The organism is Pandoraea sp. XJJ-1 (genome assembly GCF_026802345.1).
Classification (GTDB): Bacteria; Pseudomonadota; Gammaproteobacteria; order Burkholderiales; family Burkholderiaceae; genus Pandoraea; species Pandoraea cepalis.
On the sequence record NZ_CP113828.1, the window covers coordinates 1 to 13,027 of the forward strand.

The 13,027-nt window shown below is 63.5% G+C and carries 14 protein-coding genes and 1 pseudogene; all 15 read left to right on the top strand.

What is annotated here, in order from left to right:
- The 15 genes and pseudogenes from OYT13_RS24860 (at position 1) to OYT13_RS24930 (ending at position 13,017) form a co-directional block, all read left to right on the top strand.
- Complete coding sequence (locus tag OYT13_RS24860) at positions 1-1,377, top strand: SRPBCC family protein (protein WP_268567938.1); 1,377 nt, start codon at positions 1-3, stop codon at positions 1,375-1,377.
- 46 nt (positions 1,378-1,423) lie between these two features.
- On the top strand, positions 1,424-1,990 hold the full coding sequence (locus OYT13_RS24865) for an aromatic-ring-hydroxylating dioxygenase subunit beta (RefSeq protein WP_046196312.1): 567 nt from the start codon (positions 1,424-1,426) through the stop codon (positions 1,988-1,990).
- Between the two features lie 17 nt (positions 1,991-2,007).
- Positions 2,008-2,337, top strand: coding sequence for a non-heme iron oxygenase ferredoxin subunit (locus tag OYT13_RS24870; protein ID WP_046196311.1), 330 nt, complete (start codon positions 2,008-2,010; stop codon positions 2,335-2,337).
- 18 nt (positions 2,338-2,355) lie between these two features.
- Positions 2,356-3,186 carry a cis-2,3-dihydrobiphenyl-2,3-diol dehydrogenase gene (bphB, locus tag OYT13_RS24875; RefSeq protein WP_188590655.1) on the top strand — a complete coding sequence of 277 codons (831 nt, stop codon included), beginning with the start codon at positions 2,356-2,358 and terminating at the stop codon, positions 3,184-3,186.
- Between the two features lie 18 nt (positions 3,187-3,204).
- Entirely contained in the window at positions 3,205-4,080 is an 876-nt protein-coding gene (gene bphC / locus OYT13_RS24880; protein WP_268567943.1) for a biphenyl-2,3-diol 1,2-dioxygenase, read from the top strand.
- A gap of 31 nt (positions 4,081-4,111) precedes the next feature.
- A complete protein-coding gene (gene bphD, locus OYT13_RS24885; protein ID WP_188590653.1) occupies positions 4,112-4,972 on the top strand; it encodes a 2-hydroxy-6-oxo-6-phenylhexa-2,4-dienoate hydrolase in 861 nt (286 codons plus the stop codon).
- A 124-nt stretch (positions 4,973-5,096) separates the two neighbouring features.
- Positions 5,097-5,753 carry an OmpW/AlkL family protein gene (locus OYT13_RS24890; protein ID WP_268567939.1) on the top strand — a complete coding sequence of 219 codons (657 nt, stop codon included), beginning with the start codon at positions 5,097-5,099 and terminating at the stop codon, positions 5,751-5,753.
- A 179-nt stretch (positions 5,754-5,932) separates the two neighbouring features.
- A complete protein-coding gene (locus OYT13_RS24895) occupies positions 5,933-7,144 on the top strand; it encodes an NAD(P)/FAD-dependent oxidoreductase (RefSeq protein WP_046196308.1) in 1,212 nt (403 codons plus the stop codon).
- 258 nt (positions 7,145-7,402) lie between these two features.
- Positions 7,403-8,347, top strand: coding sequence for a LysR family transcriptional regulator (locus OYT13_RS24900; RefSeq protein WP_046196307.1), 945 nt, complete (start codon positions 7,403-7,405; stop codon positions 8,345-8,347).
- 6 nt (positions 8,348-8,353) lie between these two features.
- The gene (locus tag OYT13_RS24905) at positions 8,354-8,623 is read left to right on the top strand and encodes an entry exclusion lipoprotein TrbK (protein ID WP_080731479.1); all 270 of its coding nucleotides are present in this window, start codon (positions 8,354-8,356) and stop codon (positions 8,621-8,623) included.
- Between the two features lie 236 nt (positions 8,624-8,859).
- On the top strand, positions 8,860-10,863 hold the full coding sequence (locus OYT13_RS24910) for a conjugal transfer protein TraG (RefSeq protein ID WP_268567941.1): 2,004 nt from the start codon (positions 8,860-8,862) through the stop codon (positions 10,861-10,863).
- Entirely contained in the window at positions 10,860-11,324 is a 465-nt protein-coding gene (locus OYT13_RS24915) for a CopG family transcriptional regulator (protein ID WP_046196305.1), read from the top strand. Before OYT13_RS24910 ends, OYT13_RS24915 begins: the two co-directional genes overlap by 4 nt.
- Positions 11,321-12,359, top strand: a pseudogene (gene trbB, locus OYT13_RS24920) (P-type conjugative transfer ATPase TrbB). Before OYT13_RS24915 ends, trbB begins: the two are co-directional and overlap by 4 nt.
- Positions 12,356-12,748 carry a TrbC/VirB2 family protein gene (locus OYT13_RS24925; RefSeq protein WP_046196303.1) on the top strand — a complete coding sequence of 131 codons (393 nt, stop codon included), beginning with the start codon at positions 12,356-12,358 and terminating at the stop codon, positions 12,746-12,748. The pseudogene trbB and the gene OYT13_RS24925 overlap by 4 nt, the downstream one beginning before the upstream one ends.
- Positions 12,745-13,017, top strand: a complete 273-nt coding sequence (locus OYT13_RS24930; protein ID WP_008786754.1) for a VirB3 family type IV secretion system protein — start codon at positions 12,745-12,747, stop codon at positions 13,015-13,017. Before OYT13_RS24925 ends, OYT13_RS24930 begins: the two co-directional genes overlap by 4 nt.
- The last annotated feature ends 10 nt before the right edge of the window (positions 13,018-13,027 follow it).

Consider the following 13,027-nt stretch of genomic DNA (forward strand, 5'->3'; position numbering starts at 1 on the left):
ATGGGAATACATTCGGAACGCGAAGTGCAAGCCCTGCCGCTGACGTTCAAGCGTCGCTGGACGGACGAAGCCATCCGCGCACTGGTCGATCAAGACAAGGGCTTGATCGACCCGCGCATCTACGCAGACCAGGATCTCTACGAGATCGAGCTCGAGCGCGTCTTTGCGCGCTCCTGGCTGCTGCTCGGGCATGAAGCCCACATCCCCAAGACCGGGGACTACCTGACCACCTACATGGGCGAAGACCCTGTGATCATGGTGCGGCAAAAGAACGGAAGCATCAAAGTCTTCCTGAACCAGTGCCGCCACCGTGGCATGCGCATTTGCCGCTCCGATGCGGGTAATGCAAAGGCCTTCACCTGCACTTACCACGGCTGGGCGTATGACATTGCCGGCAACCTGGTCAACGTGCCCTACGAAAAAGAGGCTTTCTGTGACCAGAAGGAAGGCGATTGCGGCTTCGACAAAGCCGACTGGGGTCCGCTGCAGGCGCGCGTGGAAACCTACAAGGGCCTGATCTTCGCGAACTGGGACGCCGAGGCCCCTGACCTCAAAACCTACCTGAGCGACGCCATGCCCTACATGGACGTGATGCTCGACCGCACCGAAGCCGGCACGACTATCGTCGGCGGCATGCAAAAGTGGGTCATCCCCTGCAACTGGAAGTTTGCTGCCGAGCAATTCTGCAGCGACATGTACCACGCCGGCACGATGTCTCACCTGTCGGGCGTCTTAGCCAGCCTGCCGCCCGAGATGGACCTGACGCAAGTGCAAATGTCCAAAAATGGCAATCAGTTCCGTGCCGCCTGGGGTGGGCATGGCACGGGTTGGTTCATCAACGACCCCGCCATCCTGATGGCCATAGCGGGCCCCAAAATCGCGCAGTACTGGACTCAAGGCCCGGCCGCAGAAAAGGCCGCCAAGCGCCTGAACCAAATGCCGACGCAAACCATGTACCTCCAGCACATGACAGTGTTCCCGACCTGTTCATTCCTGCCAGGCATCAACACCATCCGTAGCTGGCACCCGCGCGGCCCCAATGAAGTGGAAGTGTGGGCCTTCGTGGTCGTCGATGCCGACGCGCCCGAGGACATCAAGGAAGAGTTTCGCCGCCAGAACATCCGCACTTTCAGTGCTGGCGGTACCTTTGAGCAGGACGATGGTGAGAACTGGGTCGAAATCCAGCGTGGGCTCCGTGGCCACAAGGCCAAGAGCGCTCCCCTTTGTGCGCATATGGGCATCAACGTGCCCAACAAGAGCAACCCGGATTTCCCAGGCAAGACAGCTTACGTCTACGCCGAAGAAGCAGCTCGAGGCCTGTACCACCACTGGGCGCGCATGATGTCCGAGCCAAGCTGGGACACGCTCAAGCCCTGAGTCCACGAAAAATCCTTCAAGGAGATACCACATGACCGTTGTCGCCATGGCCCAGAGTACGGCCGAACTGATCAAAGAATTTGCCTGGCCCGCCCAGCCCGTAAGTCCACAACTGCAACATGAGGTTGAGCAGTTTTATTACCGCGAAGCCCAGTTGCTAGACCACCACAACTTCGCGGCCTGGTTCGAGTTGCTCGAACAGGACATTCACTACTGGATGCCCATCCGCACCACGCTTCATAAGCGCGACAGCCACAAGGAATACGTTCCTGCCGGCTCACATGCGCACTTCGACGAAGACTACGACATGATGCGCGGTCGCATTCGCCAGCGTACCTCCGACCTGAACTGGGCCGAAGAGCCGCTGTCGCGTACCCGGCATATCGTCTCGAACGTGATCGTGCGCGAAACCGACACGCCCGGCACGCTCGAAGTGGCCTCCGCCTTTCTGCTCTACCGCAATCGCAATGAGCGGCAAATGGACATTTTTGCGGGCGAACGCCGCGACGTGCTGCGCCGCGCCAACAACGGCCTGGGCTTCAAGATTGCGCGCCGCACCATCCTGATCGACCAGAGCACGATTCTGGCGAACAACCTCAGCGTGTTTTTCTGAGCGGAGGAACCAGCACGATGGCGTTTACCAAAGCCTGCAGCGTGGACGATGTTCCGCCCGGAGAAGCCTTGCAAGTCAGTCATGACGCGCAAAAGGTGGCGATTTTCAATGTCGAGGGTGAGTTTTTTGCCACGCAGGATCAGTGCACCCACGGAGAGTGGTCGCTGGCCGAAGGTGGTTACCTCGACGGCGATGTCGTGGAGTGCTCCCTGCACATGGGAAAGTTTTGTGTGCGTACAGGCAAGGTCAAATCGCCCCCGCCCTGCGAGCCTTTGAAGGTCTATCCGATCCGCATCGAAGGGCGGGACGTGCTGGTCGATTTTTCCGCAGCCGCGCTGCATACCTGAACCAAAAGCGAGAACAACATGCAACTCACCAATGAAGTAGCCCTGGTCACCGGCGGCGGCTCGGGCCTGGGCCGCGCCATCGTGGACCGCTTCGTCGCCGAAGGCGCGCGCGTGGCCGTGCTCGACAAGTCGGCCGCCAGGCTCCAGGAGTTGAAGGCCGCGCACGGCGCCAAGGTGCTTGGCATCGAAGGCGATGTGCGCGTGCTGGCCGACCACCAGAAGGCCGCGCGCGAATGCGTTGCTGCCTTCGGCAAGATCGACTGCCTGATCCCCAACGCGGGCATCTGGGACTATTCGATGCCACTGGTCGACATCCCCGACGACAAGATCGATGCCGCCTTCGACGAGGTGTTCCACATCAACGTCAAAGGCTATCTGCTGGCCGTCAAGGCCTGCCTGCCCGCGCTGGTGCAAAGCCGCGGCAGCGTGGTCTTCACGATCTCGAACGCCGGCTTCTACCCCAATGGCGGCGGCCCGCTCTACACAGCCACCAAACATGCCGTCGTGGGCATGGTGCGCGAACTCGCTTTCGAACTGGCCCCGCACGTGCGCGTCAACGGTGTGGCGCCCGGCGGCATGAGCACCGACCTGCGTGGCCCGGCCTCGCTGGGCATGGCCAACCAGGCCATCTCCAGCGTGCCGCTGGGCGACATGCTGGCCTCGGTGCTGCCGGTGGGCCGCATGCCCGTGGCCGCGGAATACACCGGGGCCTATGTGTTCTTTGCCACGCGCGGCGACACCTTCCCCACCACGGGCGCTCTGCTGAACCATGACGGTGGCATGGGCGTGCGCGGCTTTTTCGAGGCTGCCGGGGGCAAAGACCTGCCGCAGAAACTGCAGCTTTCATAACCAAGGAGAAGACATGACATCGAACGTTTGGGTTACCTCGGCTTCGCCGTCAAGGACGTACCCGCCTGGGACTACTTTTTGACGCAAAACGTGGGTTTGATGGCGGCGGGTGCTGCCGGCGACGCTGCGCTGTACCGTGCCGATCAGCGTGCCTGGCGCATCGCCGTGCAGCCGGGCGAACTCGACGACCTAGCCTACGCAGGCTTGGAAGTGGATGACGCCGCTGCGCTCGAGCGCATGGCCGACAAGCTGCGCCAGGCAGGGGTAGCCTTCACCCGCGGTGACGAAGCGCTCATGCAGCAGCGCAAAGTCATGGGCCTGTTGTGCCTGCAAGACCCCTTCGGCCTGCCGCTCGAGATTTACTACGGCCCGGCAGAAACCTTCGACCAGCCCTTCCTGCCCAGCGCTCCCGTGTCGGGCTTCGTCACAGGCGACCAGGGTATCGGGCATTTCGTGCGCTGCGTCCCCGACACCGCCAAGGCGATGGCGTTCTACACCGAAGTGCTGGGCTTTGTGCTGTCCGACATCATCGACATCCAGATGGGGCCGGAAATGAGCGTGCCCGCGCACTTCCTGCACTGCAATGGGCGCCACCACACGATCGCCCTGGCTGCCTTCCCAATCCCCAAGCGCATCCACCATTTCATGCTGCAAGCCAACACCATAGACGACGTGGGCTATGCCTTCGATCGGCTGGACGCGGCCGGGCGCATCACTTCCCTGCTCGGGCGCCACACCAACGACCATACGATCTCCTTCTATGCCGACACGCCGTCGCCCATGATCGAAGTCGAGTTCGGCTGGGGACCGCGCACGGTGGATTCCTCCTGGACGGTGGTGCGCCACAACCGCACCGCCATGTGGGGTCACAAGTCGGTACGCGGCCAGCGCTGAACCGCGTCATTCAATTTTTTAGGAAATACCCATGACAGAACTGAGCGAAAGCACGACGAGCAAATTCGTCACCATCAACGAAAAAGGCCTCTCCAACTTCCGCATTCACCTCAACGATGCAGGCCAGGGCGAAGCGGTAATCATGCTGCACGGAGGCGGACCGGGAGCGGGGGGGTGGAGCAACTACTACCGCAACATCGGCCCCTTCGTCGCGGCCGGCTACCGCGTGATCCTGCCGGACGCGCCGGGCTTCAACAAGTCCGATGCTGTCGTGATGGACGAGCAGCGCGGCCTGGTCAACGCGCGCGCGGTCAAGGGCATGATGGACGCGCTGGGTATTGATAAAGCGCACCTCGTGGGCAACTCCATGGGCGGCGCGGGCGCACTGAACTTTGCGCTCGAATACCCCGAGCGCACCGGCAAAGTGATCCTCATGGGGCCGGGCGGCCTGGGCGCCAGCCTGTTCAACCCCATGCCTATGGAGGGCATCAAGCTGCTGTTCAAGCTCTACGCCGAGCCCTCGCTCGAAACGCTCAAGCAGATGCTCAACGTGTTCATGTTCGACCAGAGCCTGATCACCGACGAACTGCTGCAAGGGCGCTGGGCCAACATCCAGCGCAACCCCGAGCACCTGAAGAACTTCATCCTGAGCGCGCAAAAAGTGCCGCTTTCGGCCTGGGACGTGTCGCCGCGCCTGGGCGAGATCAAGGCCAAGACCCTGGTCACCTGGGGGCGCGATGACCGCTTCGTGCCGCTGGACCACGGCCTCAAGCTGGTCGCGAACATGCCGGATGCGCAGTTGCACGTCTTCCCGCGCTGTGGTCACTGGGCGCAATGGGAGCACGCGGACGCCTTCAATCGGCTGACGCTGGACTTCCTAGCCAACGGCTGAGCCCCCATTTCCTTTTTTCCGCACGGAGCAAATCTGTTGGCCGCTTTCCCGCAAGGGAAATGGGCCGCTGCTTTGCTCTAGAAAAGTCAGATAGTCCATTTAACAGAACATAAGGAGACAACCCATGAAACGCTTTTTCCGCACCCTGCTTTCGTTGGTCTGCGCCGCAGTGGTCAGCAACGCCCACGCACAAACAGCACCGAGCGCACCAACTTCGCCCTGGTCACTGGCGCTGGGCGCGGTGCACATGAACTTCAACACCAAGGCCGACCTGTATGCCGGCGGGCCCGTCCCGGGGGCTGGCGTAAACGCCAGCGACGACACCGTACTGGGCCTGGAAATCGCTTATTCCCTTAACCCCAACTGGACGGCTAGGCTGGACATCGGCACGCCCGTCAAGACAGACCTGTCCGGCACTGGCAACCTCGGGACTTTGGGGCGTCTCGGTGGCGTAAAAGCTGGGCCGGCAATTCTGACACTCAGCTACTCGCCGGGCATGTGGGGCCCTATCCGCCCATTCTTCGGCGGCGGCATGAGCTACCTCAAGGTATTCAGCACCAGCGAGGGCGCACTGCAAAACCTCAAGGTGGACAACAACTTTGGCGGCGCCTTCATCGTCGGTGCCGACTGGCCTTTGGCTGACGGCTACAGCATCTCCTTCACGCTGCAGAAGGTCTACCTCAAGACCACGGCCAGTGGTACCATGGGCGGCGTACCGGTCACGGCCAACGTGCGTCTGGACCCGCTGGTGAGCTTCCTGGCTGTGCGCAAGCAATTCTGATTCTGGCCCGGACAGCGATTTTTGCTGAACTTCAATGCAAGCGGCTCGATAACGTACGGTAATCGTTCGGCGTACAGTGACACGCATGCAAAGTGATGCGGCCGGGCAATTTGCTGCTGAATTGGGCCGCCCCTTTTTCCAATGATTTATCGAGCCACTGCACGATGCCCCAAGAAGCAATGAAAGCCCCTGTCGTCGTCCTCGGTGCCGGTTTGGCCGCCGTCTCTTTTGCTAGTGAACTGCGCCAGGCCGGCTACCAGGGGCCGCTCACCGTGGTCGGCGACGAGGCCGAGCCGCCCTACGATCGTCCGCCCTTGTCTAAAGACTTCATGGGCCATGGCGACGCCGAGAAAATCCGCCTCGACTGCAAGCGCGCGCCCGAGGTCGAATGGCTGTTGGGCGTGGCGGCGCAGTCGTTCGACCCGCAGGCACACACGGTGACGCTGTCGGACGGGCGCACGCTGCCCTACGGCACGCTGGTGCTCGCCACGGGCGCAACCCCGCGCACGCTGCCGGCCTTGCAGAGCGCGCCCATGCCCGTGCACACGCTGCGCACACTCGAAGACGCGCGGCGCATCCAGGTCGGCTTGCGCCCGCAGGCTCGGCTCTTGATCGTTGGCGGCGGCGTGATCGGGCTCGAACTTGCGGCCACGGCGCGCGCAGCGGGTGTTCACGTGACGCTGGTCGAAACCCAGCCGCGCCTCATGGGCCGCGCGGCCTCTTCCACGCTCTCGGACTTCGTGGCGCGCTACCACGCAGCGCAGGGGGTGGACTTGCGCTTCGGCCGCAGCGTCACTGGCTTTACCGAGGGCACCGTGCTACTCGACGACGGCGCGCGCATCGCGGCCGACATGGTGGTCGTGGGTATAGGCGTGGTGACCAACGACGCGCTCGCGCGCGCGGCCCGTCTGGCCTGCGACGACGGCATCTTCGTCGATGCCTTCGGGCGCACCACCTGCCCCGATGTCTACGCGATTGGCGACGTGACGCGCCAGCGCAACCCTTTGAGTGGGCGCTTCGAGCGCATCGAAACCTGGTCGAACGCGCAGAATCAGGGGATCGCGGTCGCGCGCCACTTGGTTGATCCAGCCGCGCCTGGATATGCAGAGTTGCCATGGTATTGGTCCGACCAGGGTGCACTGCGCATCCAGGTGGCGGGGCTTGCAAGTGGCGACGAGGAAATCGTGCGCGGCGAGTTCTCCATCGAGTCGCCCAAGTTCACGCTGATCGAGCTGCAAAAGGGCTGCATCGTGGGCGCCACCTGCGTGAACAACGCGCGCGACTTCGCGCCGCTTCGGCGGCTGCTTGCGGCCGGTGCGCAGCCCGACCGCGCCGCACTCGCCAACCCTGCCACCGACTTGCGCAAGCTCGCTGCCGCCGTCGGCACGTGAATGCCTGCGTATGACGTGCTCATAGCTCGGCGTATCAAGAGTGCACATGCCCCGCAGTCGCAATCTCGTGTGTCCATGCGCGCTTCGATCGTTGGCAATTTGAGTGCAAAGCAGAAGAAATCGAAAGCTGGGGCCAGATGGAGGACGGACGGAGTGGCTGGTGGCAGTGCTCCGATAAGAGTTCGTGACAGGGTGCATGAACAGGTGGCGTACCTCTGCTGCCGCATTCCTTGTACCCTCCAAATGGGAGCTTTATGCATGGAACTGCGACACCTGCGATACTTTTTGGCTGTTGCTGAAGAACTTCATTTTGCACGCGCGGCCGAGCGGCTTCATATGGAGCAGTCGCCGTTGTCGCGAGCCATCAAAGAGCTTGAAGAAGAACTGGGCGTGGTGCTATTTGCGCGTACCACGCGTAGCACACAACTGACCCGTGCAGGCAAGCTGTTTTTGGAGCACGTGCGCCGAGTTTTTGCGGCCCTAGAACAAGCGCGTGAGAGCGTGAACGCTGCGGCCAATGGATTTCATGGTCAACTGCGCGTGGCTTTATCCGACGGCATTACGCCGTCGCGCCTTCCCGCTTTACTAGCCCTCTGCCGACAGGAAGAACCCGAGGTCCAGATCCGCTTCTTCGAGGTGCCGCTGTCGCAGCAGATTAAAGGTTTGCATGACGATCTGTACGACGTGGGATTTGCGCAGTTCGAAGACGTAGGTGATGGCATCGTCACCATACCCGCCTGGAGCGATGCGCTCATGGTTGCGGTTCCAGCACGGCATCCGCTGCTGGCTCACAAGCGCATTCCTCTGGACGAGCTACTGCGCTACCCGCTGGTCTTGTGCGATCCGCAAGTTTGCGAAGGTCATGCCAGGCATGTCGAGCGAGTGTTGCGTCGTTCCGACGTGGAGCCGTTGGTCGCGGAGCGGGTTGCGTCCTGTGACCTGATGATGGCGCTGGTGTCGGCGGGTTTCGCGCTCGGACTCACTGGTGCAGCACACATTGCAGCCAGCAACGAAGCCGGCGTTGTGTCCCGGCCGCTGGCATCACGTGTACCGCCGCTGACGACCTACCTGCTGCACCTTGGGGGCGATCTATCTGATGTGATGATGCGCTTTATTGAACGTGTTCAGGCCATTGAATCGCCCGATTCACCCAGGCCCATGCGGGGCCACAACCCAGGCCCCCCGGAGGAACTGATGCCATGAAAACTCATCCTGCCCGTGCTGGTGGCCGCATTGACCGCATGTGACCAATCTGAGGCAGCTCAGAAAAAAGTCGCTGACCCGGAGGCAAAAATTCCGATGGTGGTAGAGCTGGCAGCCAACCCGGAACGACTCAATAAGCTGCGACATCAATGCAAGACTGAACGCTCCAAGCTGGGTGAGGTGTTATGCAACCGGGCCGCCGAAGCCACACGCAAGCGGTTCTATGGCGATGTACAAACGCAATACACCATACCGAAAGAGTCACCCAACCTCTGATTATTTGCGAATCGCCTCACCGCTTTAATTCCTCTGCCCAACACGCCGCAACGCACCCGCGCTTGCGGCGTTCTTCTTTGTCTCGCCACCGCGCTCATTCATTCTTTTTGCTCGACCTTTAAGCCCTAAACGGTCTTTGACCGGCACTGACGCAGCGCCGATCCTGATGCCTGCGGCACGTCCTTGTGCCGCTTTTTCCATGAGGAATGAGCGCAGGAGAAATCGGAGGCTAGGTCATGCGAGGGACGAACGTGTTGTTCGGTCAGACCGCCGTCGTATTCGGCATCGTGATCGCCGGCGTGTGGGCAGCCACACAATGGACGGCAGCGGCCCTTTGTTATCAAGTACGCCTTGGCTCGCCCTGGTTTGATTTCCTGGGTACGCCGGTCTACCACCCGTGGCGGTTGTTCGAGTGGTGGTTCTTCTTTGACGCCTACGCGCCCCGTGTTTTCGACATCGGCGGTGCGATTGCTGGCGGCAGCGGCCTTGTCGCCGTGCTGGTCGCCATCGGCATGTCGATCTGGCGTTCGCGCCAATCACGCCTCGTCACCACCTACGGCTCGGCACGCTGGGCCAACGCGGAGGACATTCGCAAAGCGGGCCTCACGCAGCCGGCCGGCGTGTTCCTCGGCCAGCACGACCGCCAGTACCTGCGCCACGAAGGCCCGGAACACGTTTTGACCTTCGCGCCCACGCGCTCGGGCAAGGGCGTTGGCCTCGTAGTACCGACGCTTCTTTCATGGCCTGCGTCAGCGGTCATCCATGACATCAAGGGCGAGAACTGGCAAATCACCGCAGGCTGGCGCTCGCGCTTCTCGCATTGCCTGCTGTTCAACCCGACGGATGCGAAGTCGGCGGCCTACAACCCGCTGCTGGAGGTGCGGCGCGGAGCGCATGAAGTGCGCGACGTACAGAACATCGCGGACATCCTGGTCGATCCCGAAGGCGCGCTGGAGCGACGCAACCACTGGGAGAAGACTTCGCACGCGCTGCTGGTCGGCGCCATCCTGCATGTGCTCTATGCGGGCGAGGACAAGACGCTGCGCGGCGTCGCCAACTTCCTCTCCGACCCTGCCTGCCCGTTCGAGCTGACCCTGCACCGGATGATGACCACGCCCCACCTGGGCGATGGCCCGCATCCGGTGGTGGCATCCGCGGCGCGCGAAGTGCTCAACAAGTCGGACAACGAGCGTTCCGGCGTGTTGAGCACCGCCATGTCGTTCCTCGGCCTGTACCGCGATCCCACGGTGGCCGAAGTCACCTCGCGCTGCGACTGGCGCATAGCAGACCTCATTTCCGCCGAGCACCCCGTATCGCTGTACCTGGTGGTGCCGCCTTCGGACATTTCGCGCACCAAACCGCTCATCCGCCTGATCCTGAACCAGATCGGACGGCGGCTCACCGAATCGCTGGATGGAAGCGATGGCATCGAACGCCGCCACAAGCTGCTGCTGATGCTCGACGAGTTCCCGGCCCTGGGCCGGCTCGACTTCTTCGAGACGGCGCTGGCCTTCATGGCGGGCTACGGCATCCGCAGCTTCCTCATCGCGCAGTCGCTCAACCAGATCGACAAAGCCTACGGCCAGAACCATTCGATCCTCGACAACTGCCATGTGCGCGTGACGTTCGCCACGAACGACGAGCGCACGGCCAAGCGCATTTCCGAGACGCTGGGCACCGCGACCGAGCTGCGCGCGCAGCGCAACTACGCGGGCCACCGGCTCGCACCGTGGCTGGGGCACCTGATGGTGTCTCGGCAGGAAACCGCGCGCCCGCTGCTCACGCCGGGCGAAGTCATGCAGCTTCCGCCCGACGAGGCAGTGGTGATGGTGTCCAGCGTCGCGCCGGTCAAGGCCAAGAAGCTGCGCTACTACGCGGACACCAATTTCAAGCGGCGTGTACTGCCGCCCCCCGTCCTGGCGGATACCGGCTATGCCGATGTACCGCCGCTGCGTTCCGACGACTGGAGCGGCCTGGCGATTCCTGCCGTGCCCGCCGCGCCTGCGGCCGATGCAGCCGAAGGCTTCGGTGCTTCGGCCGACGACGGCGGCCCGCGCCGCCAGCCCGAACTTTCCGAAGCCGTCGCCTACGACCCCGAGCTGGCCGCGCCCGCTGCCGACCTGGGCCTGCTCGATGACGACGACGACCTGCCGCTTCCCCTTCCTCGCCAGCTTGATCCGGCCATGCAACGCACGGCCCGGCTGGCTTCCCTCGACCCTAGCGACGGAATCGAGATATGAGCCACTACCGCCTGAACCTCTTTATCCAGCCCGAGCACGCCCAGCGGCTCGATGAACTGGCCGCCAAGAAAGGCGTGTCCAAGTCATCCATCGTCGCAGCAGCGCTCGCATCGTGGCTGTCGCCCGATGCCGCCGACCAGCGCGAGGCAGCAATTGCCAAGCGCCTTGATCGGTTGTCACGCCAGGCCGAACGAATGGAACGCGACCAAAACATCCAGATCGAGACGCTGGCGCTGTTCATTCGCTACTACCTGACCGTCAGCACGCCGATTCCCGAGGCGCACCAAGAGGCGGCGCGCGCCCAGGGCAAGGCACGCTTCGAGCAGTTCACCGAGCAGCTTGGCCGCCACCTGCTGCGCGGGCGCAGCCTCGTGCGCGACGTGGTGGAGGAACTGCATCCCGACCCGATGCGGATGGAGGAAGCGGCGGCGGCAGCCCAGGCGCGGGAGCGTGCGTCATGAGCGCCATTCCCCAATCCATGAGCGCCACGTCGCTCGACCGGCGCATCCAGATGCTGCGCACGGCAATGGGGGCCGCTGATCGCCACCGCGCTCGAAGACCCCGACGTGGTGGAAATCATGCTCAACCCGGATCGCACCCTTTGGGTGGATAGGTTGTCATCGGGCCGCGTGCCGATGGGCGTAGAGATGCCCGAAGCGGATGGCGAGCGAATCATCCGCTTGGTCGCGGCCCACGTTGGCGCGGAGGTGCATCGCGGCCAGCCGATGCTATCGGCCGAGCTGCCCGAAACCGGCGAACGCTTCGAGGGCATCTTGCCGCCCGCCGCGCCGGGGCCGGCCTTCGCGCTGCGCAAGCGCGCCATCGGCGTGATCCCGCTGGAGCGGTATGTCGTGGACGGAATGATGACCGCCGCCCAGGCGGGCTTTCTGGTGCGCGCTGTACGTGAGCGCCAGAACGTCCTGATCGCCGGGGCCACCAGCAGCGGCAAGACCACGCTCGCCAATGCCTTGCTCGCCGAAATCGCCGCCACCGGCGACCGCGTGCTGGTGCTCGAAGACACGGTGGAGCTGCAATGCGCGGCCCGCGACCACGTACCGCTGCGCACGCGCTCCGGCGTGGTGTCCATGACCGAGCTGGTGCGTTCGTCCATGCGCCTGCGGCCGGATCGCGTCGTCGTCGGCGAGGTGCGCGGGGCCGAGGCGCTGGATCTCATCAAGGTGTGGGGCACTGGCCACCCCGGCGGCATCGCCACGATCCACGCGGGTTCCGCGCTGGGCGCGCTGCTGCGCATGGAGCAACTGATTCTCGAAGTGGCGGTGAACCCGCCGCGTGCGCTGATCGCCGAGGCGGTCAACGTGGTGATCCACATCGCCGGACGCGGGCGCAAGCGCCGCATCGAGAGCATCGCCCGCGTCGTCGGCTTCGACGGCGTGGGCTACCGATTGGCGGATGCACTGGACGCGCCGTTTCCCGAGCTGCCATCGCAGTCCGCCCTTTCTTCCCCGTCCCTCAACCACCCTGGAGAACTGCCATGACGCAGATGATCGTTCCTGCTTTCCGTTTTTCTGCAAATCCGGCTTTGCGCCTTCCTGCGCGGTCACGGCTGCACAGCCTGGCCCGTCCTGCGGGGCAAGGACTGATGCTGGCCGCGCTGCTGCTGTTCCTGGCCGGAACCGCGCAGGCCGCCGGTTCCTCGATGCCCTGGGAAGGCCCCTTGCAGTCGATCTTGGAGTCGATCCAAGGGCCGGTGGCGCGCATCGTGGCCGTCATCATCATCATCGCCACGGGCCTCGCGCTGGCCTTCGGCGACACGTCGGGCGGCTTCCGAAAGCTGATTCAGATCGTGTTCGGCCTGTCCATCGCCTTCGCCGCATCCTCGTTCTTCCTGTCGTTCTTCAGCTTCTCCGGCGGGGCTGTCGTATGAGCGGCCCGGATAGCTTCGCGGCCGGGTTCGAGGTGCCTTTGCATCGCTCGCTCACCGAGCCGATCTTGCTGGGCGGCGCACCGCGCACCGTGGCGATTGCCAACGGCACGCTGGCTGCCGCCGTCGGGCTGGGCCTGCAACTGTGGATTCCGGGCGTCGTGCTTTGGATCGTCGGCCATTCGCTGGCGGTCTGGGGTGCGCGCGTCGATCCGCAGTTCATGGCCGTGTTCGCCCGGCACATCAAGCACCGCCCGCTGCTGGACGTGTGAGGGGATGCCG

What these genes read in the sequence shown, in the direction of transcription:
- OYT13_RS24860 (WP_268567938.1), top strand. Translation starts at nt 1, where the DNA reads ATGGGAATACATTCGGAACGCGAAGTGCAAGCCCTGCCGCTGACGTTC.
- OYT13_RS24865 (WP_046196312.1), top strand. Translation starts at nt 1,424, where the DNA reads ATGGCCCAGAGTACGGCCGAACTGATCAAAGAATTTGCCTGGCCCGCC.
- OYT13_RS24870 (WP_046196311.1), top strand. Translation starts at nt 2,008, where the DNA reads ATGGCGTTTACCAAAGCCTGCAGCGTGGACGATGTTCCGCCCGGAGAA.
- bphB (WP_188590655.1), top strand. Translation starts at nt 2,356, where the DNA reads ATGCAACTCACCAATGAAGTAGCCCTGGTCACCGGCGGCGGCTCGGGC.
- bphD (WP_188590653.1), top strand. Translation starts at nt 4,112, where the DNA reads ATGACAGAACTGAGCGAAAGCACGACGAGCAAATTCGTCACCATCAAC.
- OYT13_RS24890 (WP_268567939.1), top strand. Translation starts at nt 5,097, where the DNA reads ATGAAACGCTTTTTCCGCACCCTGCTTTCGTTGGTCTGCGCCGCAGTG.
- OYT13_RS24895 (WP_046196308.1), top strand. Translation starts at nt 5,933, where the DNA reads ATGAAAGCCCCTGTCGTCGTCCTCGGTGCCGGTTTGGCCGCCGTCTCT.
- OYT13_RS24900 (WP_046196307.1), top strand. Translation starts at nt 7,403, where the DNA reads ATGGAACTGCGACACCTGCGATACTTTTTGGCTGTTGCTGAAGAACTT.
- OYT13_RS24910 (WP_268567941.1), top strand. Translation starts at nt 8,860, where the DNA reads ATGCGAGGGACGAACGTGTTGTTCGGTCAGACCGCCGTCGTATTCGGC.
- OYT13_RS24915 (WP_046196305.1), top strand. Translation starts at nt 10,860, where the DNA reads ATGAGCCACTACCGCCTGAACCTCTTTATCCAGCCCGAGCACGCCCAG.
- OYT13_RS24925 (WP_046196303.1), top strand. Translation starts at nt 12,356, where the DNA reads ATGACGCAGATGATCGTTCCTGCTTTCCGTTTTTCTGCAAATCCGGCT.
- OYT13_RS24930 (WP_008786754.1), top strand. Translation starts at nt 12,745, where the DNA reads ATGAGCGGCCCGGATAGCTTCGCGGCCGGGTTCGAGGTGCCTTTGCAT.